This is a genomic window from Bradyrhizobium sp. 26S5, from assembly GCF_036923295.1.
In the GTDB taxonomy this organism is placed as follows: Bacteria; Pseudomonadota; Alphaproteobacteria; order Rhizobiales; family Xanthobacteraceae; genus Bradyrhizobium; species Bradyrhizobium septentrionale.
The window spans coordinates 6,971,365-6,989,763 of the sequence record NZ_CP145948.1; the positions used below are offsets into that span (position 1 = coordinate 6,971,365).

The 18,399-nt window shown below is 65.9% G+C and carries 13 protein-coding genes and 1 pseudogene; 2 read left to right on the forward strand and 12 right to left on the reverse strand.

The window, feature by feature from the left end; all coding sequences use genetic code 11:
- The first annotated feature begins 168 nt into the window (after positions 1-168).
- Positions 169-1,998, forward strand: a complete 1,830-nt coding sequence (locus V5279_RS32940; RefSeq protein ID WP_338691287.1) for an aminopeptidase P family protein — start codon at positions 169-171, stop codon at positions 1,996-1,998.
- 294 nt (positions 1,999-2,292) lie between these two features.
- The gene (locus tag V5279_RS32945) at positions 2,293-3,582 is read left to right on the forward strand and encodes a multidrug effflux MFS transporter (RefSeq protein ID WP_338691288.1); all 1,290 of its coding nucleotides are present in this window, start codon (positions 2,293-2,295) and stop codon (positions 3,580-3,582) included.
- A 157-nt stretch (positions 3,583-3,739) separates the two neighbouring features.
- On the opposite strand, the gene ligA is transcribed toward V5279_RS32945, so the two are convergent.
- The 12 genes and pseudogenes from ligA to V5279_RS33005 all read right to left on the reverse strand — a co-directional run bounded on the left by ligA (position 3,740) and on the right by V5279_RS33005 (position 18,375).
- Positions 3,740-5,890: an NAD-dependent DNA ligase LigA gene (gene ligA / locus V5279_RS32950; protein ID WP_166304854.1), complete on the reverse strand. Its 2,151-nt coding sequence runs from the start codon at positions 5,888-5,890 to the stop codon at positions 3,740-3,742.
- 8 nt (positions 5,891-5,898) lie between these two features.
- The gene (gene recN, locus V5279_RS32955; RefSeq protein WP_166304852.1) at positions 5,899-7,569 is read right to left on the reverse strand and encodes a DNA repair protein RecN; all 1,671 of its coding nucleotides are present in this window, start codon (positions 7,567-7,569) and stop codon (positions 5,899-5,901) included.
- Positions 7,570-7,582: 13 nt separating this feature from the next.
- A complete protein-coding gene (locus tag V5279_RS32960; protein ID WP_414645861.1) occupies positions 7,583-8,491 on the reverse strand; it encodes an outer membrane protein assembly factor BamD in 909 nt (302 codons plus the stop codon).
- Between the two features lie 244 nt (positions 8,492-8,735).
- Entirely contained in the window at positions 8,736-9,698 is a 963-nt protein-coding gene (gene lpxC / locus V5279_RS32965) for a UDP-3-O-acyl-N-acetylglucosamine deacetylase (protein ID WP_029078898.1), read from the reverse strand.
- A 348-nt stretch (positions 9,699-10,046) separates the two neighbouring features.
- Positions 10,047-11,828 (reverse strand): cell division protein FtsZ, encoded by a 1,782-nt coding sequence (gene ftsZ, locus V5279_RS32970; protein WP_338691289.1) that lies wholly within the window; start codon positions 11,826-11,828, stop codon positions 10,047-10,049.
- An 89-nt stretch (positions 11,829-11,917) separates the two neighbouring features.
- Positions 11,918-13,234, reverse strand: coding sequence for a cell division protein FtsA (ftsA, locus tag V5279_RS32975; RefSeq protein ID WP_029078900.1), 1,317 nt, complete (start codon positions 13,232-13,234; stop codon positions 11,918-11,920).
- Positions 13,231-14,241 (reverse strand): cell division protein FtsQ/DivIB, encoded by a 1,011-nt coding sequence (locus V5279_RS32980; protein WP_166304841.1) that lies wholly within the window; start codon positions 14,239-14,241, stop codon positions 13,231-13,233. Before V5279_RS32980 ends, ftsA begins: the two co-directional genes overlap by 4 nt.
- Positions 14,181-14,447 (reverse strand): annotated as a pseudogene (locus tag V5279_RS32985) (hypothetical protein); the annotation flags it as partial. The gene V5279_RS32980 and the pseudogene V5279_RS32985, both read right to left, overlap by 61 nt.
- A 125-nt stretch (positions 14,448-14,572) precedes the next feature.
- Positions 14,573-15,559 carry a D-alanine--D-alanine ligase gene (locus V5279_RS32990; RefSeq protein ID WP_338691290.1) on the reverse strand — a complete coding sequence of 329 codons (987 nt, stop codon included), beginning with the start codon at positions 15,557-15,559 and terminating at the stop codon, positions 14,573-14,575.
- A complete protein-coding gene (murB, locus tag V5279_RS32995) occupies positions 15,559-16,476 on the reverse strand; it encodes a UDP-N-acetylmuramate dehydrogenase (RefSeq protein WP_166304835.1) in 918 nt (305 codons plus the stop codon). The genes V5279_RS32990 and murB overlap by 1 nt, the downstream gene beginning before the upstream one ends.
- A 292-nt stretch (positions 16,477-16,768) precedes the next feature.
- Positions 16,769-18,172, reverse strand: coding sequence for a UDP-N-acetylmuramate--L-alanine ligase (gene murC / locus V5279_RS33000; RefSeq protein WP_338691291.1), 1,404 nt, complete (start codon positions 18,170-18,172; stop codon positions 16,769-16,771).
- Entirely contained in the window at positions 18,169-18,375 is a 207-nt protein-coding gene (locus V5279_RS33005; protein WP_166304829.1) for a hypothetical protein, read from the reverse strand. Before V5279_RS33005 ends, murC begins: the two co-directional genes overlap by 4 nt.
- Positions 18,376-18,399 lie beyond the last annotated feature (24 nt).

An 18,399-nucleotide genomic window follows, 5' to 3' on the forward strand; every position in this document is an offset into this window, starting at 1 on the left:
TGGACATCGTCCGGTCATTTCTACTATGCCACGATTCAAGCATAAGTTATGCCAAAATAATGGTCAGGCCTGACCGCGTGGCGCAAGGTGGACAACCGGCTTTCCGGCGCGACCAAGGCGCCGCGTTTGCGCGAAGATCATGCGCCATCCGAAGAGAGTGCGACAGCGATGTTCGAAGCCCATTTCCAGACGTTCGAAGAGCCTGAAGGCGGCGTGGCGCTGACCGCGCGCTTGAGCGCGCTGCGCGAGGAGCTGGCGCGGCGCAAGCTGACCGGGTTTGTGGTTCCGCGCGCCGACCAGCAGCAGAATGAGTATGTTGCGGCGTCCGAGGAGCGGCTCGCCTGGCTGACCGGCTTCACCGGATCGGCCGGGCTCGCGATCGTGCTGAGCAAGCAGGCCGCCCTGTTCGTCGACGGCCGCTACACCCTGCAGGCCGCCAAGCAGGTCGACGCCAAGGCCTGGCAGGTCGAGCCGCTGGTCGAGCCGCCGCCGGAGCACTGGCTGACGCGGCACCTCTCAGCCGGCGACCGCCTAGGATTTGACCCGTGGCTGCACACTTCTGCGGCAGCGGAACGGCTGGCGGCGGCCTGCACCAAGGCCGGCGCCGAACTGGTCGCGGTCGACCGCAACCCGGTCGATGCGATCTGGAGCGAGCGGCCGGCCCCGCCGCTCGGGCCGGTCAGCATCCACGGCGCGCAGTTTTCGGGTGAGATCGAGGCCGAGAAGCTCAAGCGGATCCGGCTCGAGATCAACAAGCTCGGGGTCGACGCGCTGGTGCTGTCCGACAGCCACGCGGTGGCCTGGGCCTTCAACATCCGCGGCGCCGACGTCTCGCATACGCCGCTGCCTCTGTCCTACGCGCTGGTGCCGAAGGACGGCCGGCCGCTGGTGTTCATCGATCACCGCAAGCTGTCGAACGCGACGCGCGACCATCTCGAGCAATCCGCCGATGTCGAGGAGCCGGCGGCGCTGGCGCCAAAACTCACCGAGCTCGCCAAGCGCGGCGCCTCGATCGCGCTGGACAGCGCGACCGCCGCGGACGCGCTGAGCCGCCTGATCGCTGGCGCCGGCGGCAAGCCGGTGCGCGGCAACGACCCGGTCAGCCTGCTGAAGGCGGTGAAAAACATCACTGAGATCGAGGGCACCCGGTCAGCGCATCAGCGTGACGCGGTGGCGCTGGCGCGCTTCCTCGCCTGGATCGACCGCGAGGCGCCCACAGGCCACCTCACCGAGATCGACACCGTCGAGGCGCTGGAGACGTTCCGCCGCCAGACCGGCGCGCTGAAGGACGTCTCGTTCCCTACCATCGCCGGCACCGGGCCGAACGGCGCCATCGTGCATTACCGCGTGACGCGCAAGAGCAACCGCCGCATCGCGCCCGGCGACCTGCTGCTGATCGATTCCGGCGCGCAATATCAGGACGGCACCACCGACGTCACCCGCACCATCGCGATCGGCACGCCGAGCGACGAGATGCGCGACCGCTTCACCCGCGTGCTGCGCGGCCATATTGCGATCGCGCGCGCGATCTTCCCCGACGGCACCACCGGTGCGCAGCTCGACAGCTTCGCGCGGCAATATCTCTGGCAGGCCGGGATCGATTTCGAGCACGGCACCGGCCACGGCGTCGGCAGCTATCTCAGCGTCCATGAAGGGCCGGCGCGGATTTCGAAGCTCGGCACCACGCCGCTGAAGCGCGGCATTATCCTGTCCAACGAGCCCGGCTACTACAAGACCGACGCCTACGGCATAAGGATCGAGAACCTCGAGCTCGTGATCGGCACCGACATTGCCGGCGCCGAGAAGCCGGTCAACGCCTTCGAGACGCTGACCCTGGCGCCGATCGATCGCCGCCTGATCGAGGTCAGCCTGCTGAGCCAAGACGAGTTGGCCTGGCTCAACGACTACCACGCCCGCGTCGCGCGCGTGGTGCGTCCGCATCTCGACGACAACGCGACGAAGCTGTGGCTGGATGAGGCGACGGCTGTGCTGAAGTGACGTTCCGTCATTCCGGGGCGATGCGCAGCATCGAACCCGGAATCTCGAGATTCCGGGTCTGGTGCTAACGCACCATCCCGGAATGACGTGTTCATACACGAGTCTCTGGAATACTGGGTCCCCCGCTTTCGCGGAGGACGACAGCGGAATTCGCGGCGACGACCATCGCGCTTATTGCGCGAGACGAAACATCACCGCCGCGTCTCCCGAAATCGCATGGGCGTATGCCGAAACACCCGTATTCCGCGCGAACGGGCACGCTACAGTCTTTCCACAATGCTGGATCGGACCTGAATGCACGGCGTGATGGGCAAGCCGCCCGGCGCGGCCAGAGACAACGTCAAGGACAACATCGCGACATCGAAGGTCATGCTGCTTATGCTCGTCGTGATGACGGGCGTCGCGCCGATCTCGCTCTACATGCTGGTCCCGGCGCTGCCGGTGCTCGCGACCGATTTCGGCCGCGACATCTCTATCGCGCAGATGACGGTGTCGCTCTACATGGTCGGCATTGCGCTCTCGCAGCTGATCATGGGGCCGCTGTCCGACAGATTCGGCCGCCGCCCGGTGCTGCTCGCAGGCCTCGGCCTGATGGTGGTGGCCGGCATCGGCTCGGTGTTTGCCGAAACGCTGCCGCAGCTGATCGCGGCGCGCTTCTTCCAGGCGCTCGGCGGCGCCAGCGGCATGGTGATCAGCCGTGCCATCATCCGCGATCTCTATCCGCGCGAGCGGGTCGGCGCCATGATCAGCCTCGTGGTCGCCGCGCTGATGATCGCGCAGATGGTGAGCCCGTTGACCGGCGGTCTCTTGGAGACCGCATTCGGCTGGCGCGCGATCCTCTATCTCATCACCGCGGCGTCGCTGACGACAACGATCTTCATCGCGCTAGCACTGCCCGAGACCCGCCGCGACCGCGCCGACAGCGCGAGCTTTCGCGGCGACCTCGGCAAGCTGATAACGAACCGCGCCTTCGTCGGCTACCTGCTGTGCCAGGTGCTGTCGTCGCAGATCATCTTCGCCTTCGCCGGCGGCGGCCCCTACATCGTGGTGACCCAGATGGGCCGCAGCAGCGCCGAATATGGCGCCTGGTTCGCGATGACCGGGTTCGGCTACTTTGTCGGCAATCTGCTCTGCGTGCGCTTCGCGCCGCGGCATTCGCTGGAGAAATTGATCTGGTTCGGCCTCGCGCTGCAGCTCGGCGGCAGCCTCTTGAACCTGATCTGGAGTTTTGCCGGAGTAAACCAGGCGCCGCTCTGGCTGTTCGGCACCCAGATGATCGTGATGGTCGCCAACGCCTTCGTGATGGCCAATTCCGCCGCCGGTGCCATCAGCATCCGCCCAGAAGCCGCCGGCACCGCGTCGGGCGCCATGGGCTTCCTGCAGCAGGGCATCGGTGCGCTGATCTCGCAGTTCGGCGCCTATCTCGGCGGCCACTCCGCCACCACGCTGCCGCTGACCTCGGCAATCTTCGCAATCTCGATCGCCTGCGCCTGCACCATGATCTTCGTGGTGCCGCGGCGGAACGTGGTGGTCAGCGAAGAGCTGATCGCGCAGGCGGAGGAGGATGAGAGCGGGATGATGTAAGGCGCGTGCGCGCGCCACGCCCTCACCTCGTCATCCCCCGCGCATGCGGGGGATCCAGTACGCCGCGGCCCATCCGCTCAACAATGACTGTCTCTGGGATACTGGATCACCCGCCTTCGCGGGTGATGACAGCGGAGAGTTGCGGCGACGTTGCGCCCTACTCCTCGATCAGCGTCAGCCAATCGTCCTCGGTCAGCACCGCAACGCCAAGCTCGCGCGCCTTGGTCAGCTTCGAGCCGGCGTCCTCGCCGGCCACCACGTAATCCGTCTTCTTGGACACCGAGCCGGCGACCTTGGCGCCGAGCCGCTCTGCCATCGCCTTGGCTTCGTCACGGGTGAATTTCGTCAGCGACCCGGTGAACACCACGGTCTTGTCCGAGACAGGCGAGCTCTTGCGCGGCTGCTCGGCGGGCTTCACCTCGATCTGGTGCAACAATTCGCCGAGCGCCTTGACGTTGCGCGGCTCGGCAAAGAACTCGACCACCGCATCTGCGACGATCTCGCCGATGCCATCGATATCGTTGAGGTCCTGGTAGGCCTCGGTGGTATTCTCTTCGTCCTTGCTGCCCTTGGCGGCGGCCAGCATCGCCTCACGGAAGTTTTCGATCGTGTGGTAGTGCCGCGCCAGCAGCTTGGCGTTGCCTTCCCCGACATGGCGAATGCCGAGCGCAAAGATCAGCCGGTGCAGCTCGATGTTGCGGCGAGCATCGATCGCGTCGAACAGATTGCGCACCGAGGTTTCGCCGTAGCCCTCGCGCTCCATCAATTTCCTGGTCGATCGTGCGTCCCGCTCGCGAAGGGTAAAGATGTCGACAGGCGACATCACCAGCCCGTCCTCGTAGAATTCCTGGATCTGCTTCTCGCCCAGACCGTCGATATCGAAGGCGAGTCGCGACACGAAATGCTTCAACCGCTCGACCGCCTGCGCCGGACAGATCAGCGCACCGGTGCAGCGGCGCACCGCCTCACCTTCCTCGCGGATCGCATGGCTGCCGCATACCGGGCATGTGTCTGGAAACTTGTAGGGCTTCTTCCCGCGCGGCTTGTCCAGAACAACGCCGACGATCTGAGGGATCACATCGCCGGCGCGTTGCACGACAACCGTGTCATCGACGCGAAGGTCCACGCCGTCCCGGATGGGATTTCCATCGTTGCCGATGCCCTTGATGTAATCTTCGTTATGCAACGTCGCATTCGAAACGACGACGCCGCCAACCGTGACCGGCTCGAGCCGCGCGACCGGCGTCATCGCGCCGGTGCGCCCCACCTGGATATCGATCCCCTTGAGAATCGTCGTTGCCTGCTCGGCCGCAAATTTGTGAGCGATCGCCCAGCGCGGGCTGCGCGACACGAATCCGAGGCGCTCCTGCCAGTCGAGGCGGTCGACCTTGTAGACCACGCCGTCAATGTCGTAGCCGAGCGAGGCCCGCTCCTCGCCGATCTTGTTGTAGAATTCCAGGACATCATCGACGCTCTTGCAGAGCGTGATCAGCGGATTGACCACAAAGCCTGCCTTGTCCATCCACTCCAGCATGCCGTGCTGGGTGTCGGCGGGCGGCTCGCTCATCTCGCCCCATGTGTAGGCGAAGAATTTCAGCGGCCGCGACGCGGTGATCGACACGTCCTTCTGACGCAGCGACCCCGCGGCCGAATTGCGCGGATTGGCAAAGATCGTGTCGTCAGCCGCGGCCTGCTTCTTGTTCAGCTCAAGAAAATCCTTCTTGAGCATATAGACTTCACCGCGCATTTCGCAGGCTGCCGGAACGTTGCGGCCCTTCAGGGTGTGCGGAATGTCCTTGATGGTACGGACGTTAGCGGTCACGTCCTCGCCGGTGAAGCCGTCGCCGCGCGTCGCGGCGCGGACAAGCTCGCCATTTTCGTAGCGCAGCGAGAGAGACAGGCCGTCAATCTTCGGCTCGGCGACCAGCACCGGAATCTGGTCGGCATCCAGCTTGAGAAAGCGCCTGATACGTTCGACGAACTCGGTGACGTCCTCGTCACTGAATGCGTTGCCGAGCGACAGCATTGGAACGGCATGCTGCACCTTGGCAAAGCCGCGCGCCGGCGCCGCGCCAACCGTCTGCGTCGGCGAATCCTTGGTGACGAGATCGGGGAATTTGGCCTCGATCGCTTCCAGGCGCCGCCGCAAGGCGTCATAGGCCGCATCGGATACGGTCGGCGCGTCCTTCTGGTAGTAGCGCTCGTTGTGAGCCTCGATCTCGAGTGAAAGCCGCATCAGCTCGACCTTGGCCTGCGGCTTGGTGAGCTTGTCGACGTCGACCAGCGCTTTCTTCGCCTTGACAGCCATGGGCGCGACTAGCTCGCCGCCCTGAGCAGGCGTTCGGCGGCGGCGCGGGCCTCGGCGGTGATCTCGGCGCCGGCCAGCATGCGCGCGATCTCCTCGCGGCGGTGGTCGGCGGCGAGCGCGTTGACGCGGGTGGCGACGCGTTTGCCCTTGTCGAGCGCATCCTTGGAGATCAGGAGATGCTGGCTGGCGCGCGCCGCGACCTGCGGCGCATGCGTCACCGCCATGACCTGAACCTTGCCGGCGAGGCGCGCCAGCCGCGAGCCGATGGCGTCCGCCACCGCGCCGCCGACGCCGGTGTCGATTTCGTCGAACACCAGGGTCGGCGCCGAGCCGCGATCGGCCAGCACGACCTTGAGCGCCAGCAGGAAGCGCGACAGCTCGCCGCCGGAGGCGACCTTCATCATCGGTCCCGGCTTGGTGCCCGGATTGGTCTGGACCCAGAACTCGACGCGGTCGATGCCCTGCGGGCCCGGCGCGGCGGCGTTGCTCTCGACCTGGGTCATGAACTTCGCGCGCTCGAGCTTGAGCGGGGCGAGCTCGGCATTGACGGCCTTGTTGAGCTTCTCGGCCGCCTTGGTGCGCGCCGCCGACAGTTTTACGGCAGAAGCAGCGTAGCGCTGGTCGGCCTCACGGGCGGCCGCTTCCAGCTTCTTCAGCTGGTCGGCGCCGGCATCGATCAGCGCGACGTCGCCCGCGTATTGCGCAGCCAGCGCGGCCAGCAAATCGACCGGCGTCGAATATTTGCGCGAGGCGGCGCGCAGTGCGAACAGCCGCTCCTCGATGCGCTCGAGCTCGGCCGGATCGAAATCGGTCGCCGCCAGCGCAGCGTTGAGGTGCTGGTCGGCCTCTTCCAGCGCATTGATCGCGATGTCGATCGCCTTCACCGCGGGCTCGATCAGGGCGGGCGCATTGGCGGCGCGCCGCTCCAGCCGCCGCACCGCGGCCGACAGCGCCGACACCGGCGAATGCGAGCCACCGATCGCCTCCTGCGCCTCGCGCAGATCGGTGGCGACCTTCTCGCCCTGCATCATGGTGGTGCGGCGGTTGGCGAGCTCGGTCTCCTCGCCCTCCTTCGGCGCCAGCGCCTTCAGCTCCTGCGAGGCATGGCGCAGATAATCGGCCTCGCGCGCGGCGCGTTCCATGCCGGCGCGATGTTCGTCGAGGTCGGCATTGGCGGTCCGCCTGATATCCCACAGCGCTTCCAGCGCCGCGACGTCCTTCTCATGGCCGGCGAAGGCATCGAGCAGCTGGCGATGGGTGGAGGCGTCGACCAGAGCGCGCTCGTCATGCTGGCCGTGGATCTCGACCAGAACGGCACCGACCGCCTTCAGGGTCTGCACGCTGATCGCCTGGTCGTTGATGAAGGCGCGGGTGCGGCCGTCGGCGAGCTGCACGCGGCGCAGGATCATCTCACCGGTGTCGTCGAGGCCATTCTCGGCCAGGATTTTGGCCGCCGGATGCGCCTTCGGAACATCGAACGTGGCGGTGACCTGGCCCTGCTCGGCGCCGTGGCGCACAAGTCCGGCATCGCCGCGGCCGCCAAGCGCCAGCGCAAAGGCATCGAGCAGGATGGATTTGCCTGCGCCGGTTTCGCCGGTCAGCACCGCGAGCCCACGGGAAAATTCGATATCGAGCCGTTCGATCAGGACGATGTCACGGATCGACAGACGCGCCAGCATGCGAGGACAATTCCTAGCCGAGACCTATCTTCTTGAAGGTCCTGCTGATCCAGGAACCCTGATTCTCGCTCGGCTCGAGACCGCCGGACTTTACTAGATTATACGCGTCCTTGTACCAACGGCTGTCTGGAAAATTGTGGCCAAGCACCGCGGCGGCGGTCTGCGCCTCGCCGGCAATGCCGATCGCCATATAGGCCTCGGTGAGCCGGTACAGCGCCTCTTCGACGTGGCGCGTGGTCTGGTACTGCGTGACCACGGTCTTGAAGCGGTTGATCGCGGCGGTGAAGTCGCGCTTCTCGATGTAGTAGCGCCCGACCGCCATTTCCTTGCCGGCGAGCTGGTCGCGTGCCGCCTGGATCTTGGACTTGGCTTGGGTGGCGTATTCCGAGGTCGGATATTTGCGCACCACCTCTTCGAGCGCCGCGATCGCCTTCTCGGTGCGGCCCTGGTCGCGCGAGATGTCCGGGATCTGGTCGAAATGCGATGCAGCGATCAGGTACTGGGCGTAGGACGCGTCCGGGCTGCCGGGATGCAGCGTGACGTAGCGCGTGGCAGAACCGATGCAGCTGTCATAGTCGCCGGCCTGATAGAACGAATAGGCCGACATCAACAGCGACTTGCGCGCCCAGTCCGAATAGGGATGCTGACGGTCGACTTCCTCGAACTTCTTCGAGGCGGCCTTCAGGTCCTTCTTCTCGTTCATCATGTACAAGCCCTCATTGTAGAGCTTGTCCGCGGGCTCATCGACGAACGTGTCGTCCTTGGCCATGAACTTGTCCCACAGCGCGCCGGTGCCGCAGCCTGAGAGCGGCAGTGCCAGCACAATCAGGCCCGCCGCAAAACGCAGCGTGCGCGCGGCCTTCGTCAGGCCGGTGACGTCAGAAGAGGAGCGTGGTTCGAGCGCCATACGCATTGCCGACATGGATTGTAAAACCTGACGCCTTTGATGCGGTTAACGGCAACCCCACTCCACCCATGAACCGCGGTCATGGATGCAATATTCCCGCAGCTTTGGTGCCGTCACTCGCAACCGCGGGCCTGTTTAGCCGAAAAATGACCTCGGACCAACCGAATACGAAGCCATTCCGCCCGGAATAAGGCGACCTGACGAAGCTCACAGCCTGCTGTGGTTGTTACGGAAATTGGGGCCCAACCGCCTGCGGCGATCAGGACACGTCCGGACCATAGGCCGGGGAAACCAGGCCGCCCACGGTGCTTGCACCGGCCTCGACATGGCCACGGACCGGCCGCCGGGCGGTTTCCGATTCGACCACGCGCCAGGCGCTGCGGTCGGAGAGCAGCGCCTTCAGCACCGCGTTGTTGAGCTTGTGACCGCCCCGGACCGAGCGGTAGCTGCCGAGCAGCGGCAGACCGGCCAGTGCGAGATCGCCGATCACGTCGAGCACCTTGTGGCGGGCGCACTCGTTGGCGTAGCGCAGGCCCTCGGTGTTGAGCAGGCGGGCCTCGTCGAACACCACCGTGTTGTCGAAGGAGGCGCCGAGCGCGAAGCCCGCGCCCCACAGCCGCGCCACGTCGTTCATGCAGCCGAAGGTGCGGGCACGGGCGACATCGCGGCGGAAGCCTTCCGGCGAAAGGTCGAACGAGAAGGTCTGGTGGCCGATCACCTTGTTGGTGAATTCGATCTCGACTTCAGCGCGGAACCCGCCGGCGAACGGACGCAGCTCGCCCATCGCGTCGCCGATCTTGACCTGCACCGGCTTCAGCACCTGGATGAAGCGGCGGACGGCAGGCTGGGTCACAATGCCGGCCTGATCGATGGCTGCGACGAACGCCGCAGCGCTGCCGTCCATGATCGGAACTTCCTGCCCGTCGATTTCGATGGTGGCGTTGTCGACGCCCATGCCGCGCAGCGCAGCGAGCACGTGTTCCGCGGTCGAAACCAGCGGCCCTTCGCGGTCACCCAGCACCGTCGCGAACTCGGTTGCGATCACAGCGTCAACGGTGGCGGCGACTTCGCGGTCGGCACCGTCGAGACCGGTGCGGACAAAAATAAAGCCCGAATCAACGGGCGCCGGTCCCAAGGTAAGACTGACAGGAAGACCGGAATGAACGCCTACGCCAGTCACGGTGGCTTGCGACCGAAGCGTGGTTTGACGGCTAAACTTCATTCGATAATGCCCACTACCCGACTTCACTCAATTCAAGTGGCCAAATTTCCCCAGGCCGACTCGCTTGAGCTCCCCAAGTCACGGCAGACCATAGTGATTTCCTAAACCGCGCCAACTCACGCTTCTTTACCGATTGTTACCCCATCTCGGCCGCATTCACGCCCAAGGTTAACCTAATTGCGGCAGCGAAACCGGCCCTCGAAGCGCGGCCATCAGATCACCGAAAGAATAATTAATGATTTAAAATCAGTTGCTTGTTTGGCAACCACAACCGCCTGCCCGCAAAAAGGAGAAGGCCCCGGCGGTTCCCCGCCGAGGCCTTCTTTGTCGCCAAGGTTGTAACAAACTTCAGTTTGCCTGCCGGCGCAGGAAGGCCGGGATATCAAGATGGTCGTCACCCTGTGGCGTTGGCGCAACAGGTGCCGGGCGGCCGTGAGCGTCCAATCCCTGCGGCGCCGGACGCTTCGCATATTCCGATACCGGCGATTCGTTCGCCGAGATCTGCTGCGCGACGCTGCGGGCCTGCTTGCGGTCGGGCAGCGGCGGCATCGCGGGCATCGCCGGATTGGAGGCGCGGGCCGCGATCGGCGGCTCGGTCTCTTCGTCGCGGCGGCCGAGGCCGACATTGGCCAGCCGCTGCAGCAGCGACAGCCGGGTCTTCTGCGGGTGCTCCGCCTCACCGTCATGGGCCTGGCGGATCTCCGCCTGCGCCGGCATCGGCAGATCCTCGAACTTCGGCATCCGCGGGGCGCGGACCGGCGAACGCTCGGCCGCCTGCGGGATGAAGGTCTCGGGCGGCATCGGCTCGTGCTGCTCGGCCTTGGCTGCCTCGTGGTCGGGGAACAAGGTCGGCTTCTGGGCGATCGGCCGCACGGTGACGTCACCATAGGACCCCGGCTGCATCGGCGCCTGAGCCGGCGCGCTGTCCGGAGCAACCGCGGCCGCGATCGCCGCGAGCGCCGCGCGCTCGACGGCCGGACGCTGCTGGGCGGCGGCAGGAGCCGCAATCGGCGCGACCGTCACGCCGGTCGGCGGCTCCAGCTTCTGGGAACGCTCGGCCATGCGCTGATTGTCGGCCCGTAGGCGAGCAGTCAGATCGGCCAGCCGGCTCTCCGGCGAGCCGCCCGACTGCTGCGCGGGAGCCGCGGCACGGGAGGCGATCGCCGCCTGCTCGATGCCGGTTGCGACCACCGAGACGCGAATGACGCCGTCGAGCGATTCGTCGAAGGTGGCGCCGACGATGATGTTGGCGTCGGCATCGACTTCCTCGCGGATGCGGGTCGCGGCTTCGTCGACCTCGAACAGGGTCAGGTCCTTGCCGCCGGTGATCGAGATCAGGAGGCCGCGGGCGCCTTTCATCGAGCTATCGTCGATCAGCGGGTTGGCGATCGCAGCTTCGGCTGCGGTCAGCGCGCGCTTCTCGCCGGTGGCTTCGCCGGTGCCCATCATCGCCTTGCCCATTTCCCGCATCACGGCGCGGACGTCGGCGAAGTCGAGGTTGATCAGGCCTTCCTTGACCATCAGGTCGGTGATGCAGGCGACGCCCGAGTACAGCACCTGGTCGGCCATCGCGAACGCGTCGGCGAAGGTGGTCTTCTCGTTGGCGACCCGGAACAGGTTCTGGTTCGGGATGATCAGCAGCGTGTCGACCACCTTGTGCAGCTCGGAAATACCGTGCTCGGCGGTGCGCATGCGGCGCTGGCCCTCGAAGTGGAACGGCTTCGTGACCACGCCGACCGTGAGGATCCCCATTTCGCGGGCCGCCTTGGCGATCACGGGCGCAGCACCGGTGCCGGTGCCGCCGCCCATGCCGGCGGTGACGAACACCATGTTGGCGCCGGTGAGATGATCGCGCAGCTCGTCCATGACCTCCTGCGCGGCCGCAGCACCGACATCGGGCTGCGAACCGGCGCCGAGGCCCTGAGTGACCTGGGTGCCCATTTGGACGATGCGCTGCGCCTTCGACATGGTCAGCGCCTGTGCGTCGGTGTTGGCGACGACGAAGTCGACGCCCTGCAACCCGGCAGTGATCATGTTGTTGACGGCATTGCCACCCGCGCCACCGACGCCGAAGACAGTGATCCGCGGTTTCAGCTCGCTGATGTCAGGGGGTGTCAGATTGAGTGCCATGGTTGCCTCTCTAGATTACGCGCGCGTGGGTTCGCCCCGGCCACGGGGCGCGGGAGTTGGTGAAAATGGGGTGAGCCGGGATGCGGTCATCAGAAGCCCTCGCGAAGCCATCGTCCGACCTTTCCGAAGTAGCCGTCTGTCCCTGTCCTGAGCTGCCGCGTGCGCCGCGGTTCGACATGTTCAAGATGAGCGTATTGCGGATAGACCAGGAGGCCCGTCGGCACCGAGAACGAGGCGCCTTTCGCCTCGTTCGGCAGCCGGCCGAAGCCGAGCGGGCGGCCGATGCGGACCTGGCGGTTCAGGATGCGGGTGGCAAGCTCGATGGTGCCGGTGAGTTGGGATGCGCCGCCGCTCAGCACGACGCGCGCCCTCGGCTCGGCCGCAAAGGGGGAATCCGCGAGCCGGTCACGGACCATTTCGAAGATCTCCTCGGCGCGATGCCGGACGATGTTCGCGATCGTGGCGCGGGACACGATTTGCGGAGTCTCCCGATCATCGCCTGCAGTGGGAACGGACATCAGCTCACGCGAGTCCGAACCGCCGGTCAGCACCGTGCCGTATAAAGTCTTGATTCGCTCGGCATCCGCAATGCACGCGCCGATGCCGCGCGCAAGATCCATCGTGATATGTTGTCCGCCGAGCGCAAAACCCGATGCGTGCACGAGGCGTCCGCCCGAGTAGGTCGCGATCGTCGTCGATCCGGCGCCCATCTCGACGACGGCGGCGCCGAGGTCGGCCTCGTCATCGGTCAACACCGAGAGGCCCGCGACATAGGGGCTCGACGCCATGGCTTCGACGTTGAGATGGCAGCGCTCGACCACCAGCATCAGGTTCTTGGCGACCGTCGCATCCGACGTCACCACGTTCATGTCGACGCCGAACTGGCGCGCCACCATGCCTCTGGGATCGCGGATGCCCTTGACGCCGTCGAGCGCGTAGCCGACCGGCAGCGCATGCAGCACGGTGCGGCCGGCGCCGGCGGCGTGGCGCATGCCGGCGGAGGTGACGCGGCTGATATCGTCCGCGGTGACCGAGCCGCCGCGGATATCGGCCGCGGCTTCAACCAGCTGGCCGTGCAGCCTGCCGCCGGAGACCGACAGCAGCACGGATTCGACGCGGACCTTGGCCATGCGCTCGGCCAACGCCACGGCATGGCGCACCGCCTTCTCGCATTCGGCGAGATCGACCACGGAGCCGGCCTTGACGCCGCGCGACTGGATCTGGCTGTAGCCGATCAGCTCGACCGCATGGGTGCGGCCGCGCAGCGCCTCGTTCGGCGGCGACGGCTTCAGCCGCGCGATCATGCAGGCGATCTTGCTGGAGCCGACGTCGAGAGACGCCACCATCGCGGTGCGCTTCTGCATCGGGCGGGTCTTCGGGGTCAGGTTGCGATCGAGGCCGGTCATGCGGAGTCACCGGCCTTCTTCTTGGACTTCTTGTCCTTGAACAGCTCGTCGCGCGCCTTGCCGGCGTCCTCGGACAATTGCACGATCAGGCGATCCGGCAGGCGCATGTCAACGGCGACGATGTCGCGCGAGAACAGCTTCTCGTCCTTGTCGAGCCTGGAGAGCGCGGCCAGCGCATTGCCGACGTCGTTCTCCGGCAGGCGGATGTCGAGGCCGTCCTTCAGCCGCAGGTTCCAGCGCCGCTCGCCGACGAAGATCGCGGCCTTGGTCACCGAGCGCACCTGCGGGTAGCGGTCGAGCAGCGCCAGGAAGTCCTGGGCGCGCGTGTCGGCGCCCTTGCCGACCACCAGCGGCAGGTTGAGGAAGCGACGTGACACGTAGGGCTCGAGCACCGCGCCGTCGGAGGCGATCACCGACAGGCGGCCGTTCTGCTGCCACAGCGCGAAGGCGGTGCGCTCGACGATGTCAATCTGCAGCCGGCCCGGATAGAGTTTCAGGATCGTGGCGTCCGCGATCCAGGGATTGGCCTTCAGCTTGGCGCGCACGGTGTCGGCGTCGAGGAACAGCAGCGATGAGCGGCCGTTGACGCCGCCGATCGCAAGCACCTCGTCCTGGCTCAGCTGCTTGCGGCCGTTGATGCCGACGGTCGTGATGCGGAAGCCCGCGGCGTTGGCGAGCGCGTTGCGGGTATCGCTGAGCGCCGTGGTGAATTCCTCGACATGGCCGCCGCGGACGATGCCGAAGCCTGCGCTGCCGAACAGGATCGCGAGCGTCGCGACCAGGCCGATGCGGCGCGGCAGATAGCGTTCGACCGTCAGGATGAAGCGGTTCGGCGGCTCGCGATCGATCACCTGCGGCCGTCTGGCGGCGGGACGCCGGCGGCGGCGTGCGAGATGGGCGCCGACATACTCGCGCAGCAGCACCGCCGCTCCAATAGCGGCTGCTTTCAGGTCAGCTTGAGGCCCCAGCGATCGCAGCGATCGAGTGAGGCGTCCTGCACCATCCATTGCACGAGCTCGTCATGTTGTGCCCGCCAAACCCTGCGGGTCCCGGCACAGGTCACGTCTCGGCTAGACCGGTGGGATTAGAGTGGCCCCCTGTTCCCTGGTTGCGATCCTCGAAGCGGTAATCCGCGACAGCTCACGCCCCGGCAGCCAAGCGCTACATGCGCCGCCAGCGTTAACCTTCGGGCTTCCTGGTAAACAAACGGTAAACGACTTCAGCCTGGAGTGTGTTTTGATCAACGCTTTGAGGACTTTGCCGCGAACCCGTTAGCATTTTAGCAACAGCGTCCGGGTTCCATCCGGCCAAGTCTCGCGGGTTCCCGCCCGGTCGGCCTTAACTCCGGACGCGGCGGCGCGCGATCTCGATCTGGTCGATCAGGAAGTCTGCAAAGGCGATGCCCTGCGCTTTCAAGGCCTTAGGGTACAATGACGCCGCCGTGAGCCCCGGCAGCGTGTTGGTCTCGAGGTAGACCGGCCCGTTCACTGAGACGATGAAATCGCTGCGTGAGTAGCCGGTGCAGGACAATGCGCGATGCGCCTTCAGCGCATGATCCATGATCGCGGCGCTGACCTCCGGCTCGAAGCGGCCGGGGCAGATCTCCTGGGTCGACTTCAGAAGGTATTTGGCCGTGTAGTCGAAGCTGCCCTCCGCCGGTACGATCTCGATCGGCGGCAGCGCGAACACCGTGCCGTCGGATTGCTCGAGCACGCCGCAGGTCGCCTCGACGCCCGACACGAACGGCTCGATCAGATAGTCTTCATGCCTGGCGGCATTGCGAACGGCGACAAGGTCCTGCTCTGCGTTGACGAAGATCAGGCCGTAGCTCGATCCGTCCTTGGCGGGCTTTGCGATCAGCCTGCCGTGTTGAGCGAAGGCCGCATCGAGCTGTTCAACGGCGATGCCCTGCGGCGCGTTGAGGCCTGCGATCGCCGCGAAGCGCTTGGCCGACGGCTTGTCGAACGCCAGATGCGACGACGCCGAACCGGAGCCGGTGAACGCTACGCCGCGCATCTCGCACATCGCCTGCAATTCGCCATTCTCGGCGCGGCCGCCGTGCAGGCCGAGCACCAGCACACGCTGCTCAGCGCTAGCCTTGTCGAGCGCCTGGTCGAGCGCGATGCCGCGACCGTCGGGCTTGAAATCAACCTCGAAGGGCCTGGTGTGACCGAGCAGCTTTTCCGACGTCACAGCATGCACGGTGTCGTCGACGTCCCAGAACCAGAGCCCCGCGTCGGGCAGCGCGCGATGCAGCGCCTGCGCGCTCGCCACCGAGACCAGCCGCTCCTTGTTGGTGCCGCCGAACAGAATGGTGACCTGCATCAGCTGTTCCCGATCCGCTTGATTTCCCAGTGCAGCTCAATCCCGCTGGTTTGCTTGACCCGTTCACGCACCGTCTCGCCGAGCGTCTCGATGTCGTGCCCGGTGGCGTTGCCGGTGTTGATCAGGAAATTGCAGTGCATCTCCGACACCTGCGCGCCGCCGACCTTGAGGCCGCGGCAGCCGGCGGCGTCGATCAGCTTCCAGGCGCTGTTGCCGGGCGGATTCTTGAAGGTCGAGCCGCCGGTCTTCTCGCGGATCGGCTGCGCGGTCTCGCGATGGGTCTGCACCTCGTTCATGCGGGCGCGGATCGCATCTGATGCGGTGATCCTGCCGCGGAAGCGCGCCGAGGTGAAGATGACGGACGGATCGACGCCGCTGTTGCGATAGACGAACCTCATGTCGGCATTGCCGAACGTATGCTTCGTGCCGTCGCGGCCGATGCCGGTCGCTTCCACCAGCACGTCCTTGGTCTCGCCGCCATTGGCGCCGGCATTCATGCGCAGCGCGCCGCCGACCGTGCCGGGAATGCCGAAGAAGAATTCCATGCCGCCGATGTTGGCGGCCGCCGCCGTTTCAGCCACGCGCTTGTCGAGCGCCGCGGCACCCGCAGTGACGACATCATCGGCCGCGCTGGTCTCGCCGAACGCACGCGGCGCCAGCCGGATCACGACGCCTGGCATGCCGCCGTCGCGCACGATCAGATTGGAGCCGACGCCGACGACATAGACCGGCAGCTGCTGCGGCAGGCGCGTCAGGAAATAGGCGAGATCATCCTCGTCCGCCGGCGTGAACAGCACCTGCGCCGGACCGCCGACGCGAAACCACGTCAGCTCCGCAAGCGATTGGTTCGCCAGCAGCCGCCCGCGCAGCTCCGGCATCGCGGCTTTGAGATCGGGCGTGATGTCGGGGAAGGTCATGCGGGGTCAATCGGCTCATGGAACGGGTTGATACCGCATCGTGTTACGCCTGCCGTCAGCGCCCGGGGCTTACGCCTCTCCCCAACCCTCCCCCGCAAGGGGGGAGGGAGCCTGACTAGCGTACTCACTTCACGTAGCGTCACAGCTGCACTCTGACTCTTTGCACGAGTCAGGGACGCACTGGCGGATGGGTTCCCTCCCCCCTTGCGGGGGAGGGTTAGGGAGAGGGGTGGCGGCATACGCCGGCCTTCGTGACTGCGCAGCTGTTCGGCAGCGGCAAGAGCGAACATCATCACCCCAGCGCCTTCAATTCGCCGGGCAATGCGTAGGCCCATTGCGTGATGTTGCCGGCGCCGAGGCAGACGACGAGGTCGCCGGACTTGGCGAGACCGTGAACGATCTTCGCGAGCTCGCCCGCGTTCGGGAGCGGCACCACGCTGCGATGGCCGTGCGCGCGCAAGCCGGCGGCGAAGTGATCGCGGTCGATGCCTGCGATCGGCGTCTCGCCGGCCGGATAGACCTCGGCGACGACGACCGCATCGGCATCGCTGAAGCAGGTGCAGAATTCCTCGAACAGCGACTGCAGGCGGGTGTAGCGATGCGGCTGCACCACGGCGACGATCTTGCCGTTGGTGGATTCCCGCGCCGCCTTCAGCACCGCTGCGATCTCGACCGGATGATGACCGTAATCGTCGATCACCGTGATGCCGTTCGACTCGCCGGTCTTGGTGAAGCGCCGCTTGACGCCGCCGAAGCGGGCCATGGCCTGGCGGATCACGTCGTCGGTCACGCCGAGCTGGTGCGCGACCGCGATCGCCGCCGTCGCGTTCGATGCATTGTGGCGTCCCGGCATCGGCAGCATGATATCCGCGATCTCGTGCGTCGCGCCGGTCTTGCGATCGCGGATCGCGACCGTGAACTTGGAGCCGCCGCCCATCGGCGTCAGATCCAGGAGCTGCGCATCGGCCTGCGGATTTTGTCCGTAGGTGATGATGCGGCGGTCCTCGATCTTGCCGACCAGGTTTTGCACCACGGGGTGATCGGTGCACATCACGGCAAAGCCGTAGAACGGAACGTTCTCGACGAAATTGCGGAACGCGTCCTGGATCGCCTCGAAGGTCTTGAAGTGATCGAGATGCTCGGGATCGATATTGGTGACGATGACAACATCCGACGGCAGCTTCAGAAAGGTGCCGTCGCTCTCGTCGGCCTCGACCACCATCCAGTCGCCGGCCCCCAGCCGCGCGTTGGAGCCATAGGCATTGATGATGCCGCCATTGATCACGGTCGGATCGAGCCCGCCGGCATCGAGCAAGGTCGCGACCATCGTGGTCGTGGTGGTCTTGCCATGGGTGCCGGCGATCGCGACGCAGCTCTTCAGCCGCATCAACTCCGCCAACATCTCGGCGCGCCGCACCACGGGAATGCGCTGCGCGCGCGCCGCCATCAGCTCGGGATTGTCGCGCTTGATCGCGGTCGAGACCACGACGACATCGGCACCGTCGACATTCTCGGCGGTGTGGCCAACCGAGACTTTTGCGCCCTTCTTGCGCAGCCGGTCGAGATTGTAATTGTCCGACGCGTCCGAGCCCTGCACGGTGTAGCCGAGATTGATCAGCACCTCGGCGATGCCGCTCATACCGATGCCGCCGATCCCGACGAAGTGAATGGGTCCGATCTCGCGCGGCAGTCTCATGATCCGGTTCCTGACATCATCATCCGCCCAATGCGGGCACCGCTGCGGAGCGGACGATTGAGCTTCTCTGTGCGCCTCACATCGGCGGCGCTGACCACTGGATGCCCCGCTTTTCCCATGCGTGACAAGGGCTTTTTGCGGCCTTCGGCCGCGGAAATGTCGCGATCGCCGACTACCGGCCAGTGCCTCAGATCGAGCATCACGGACATCTCCATCCCGGCCCGGCG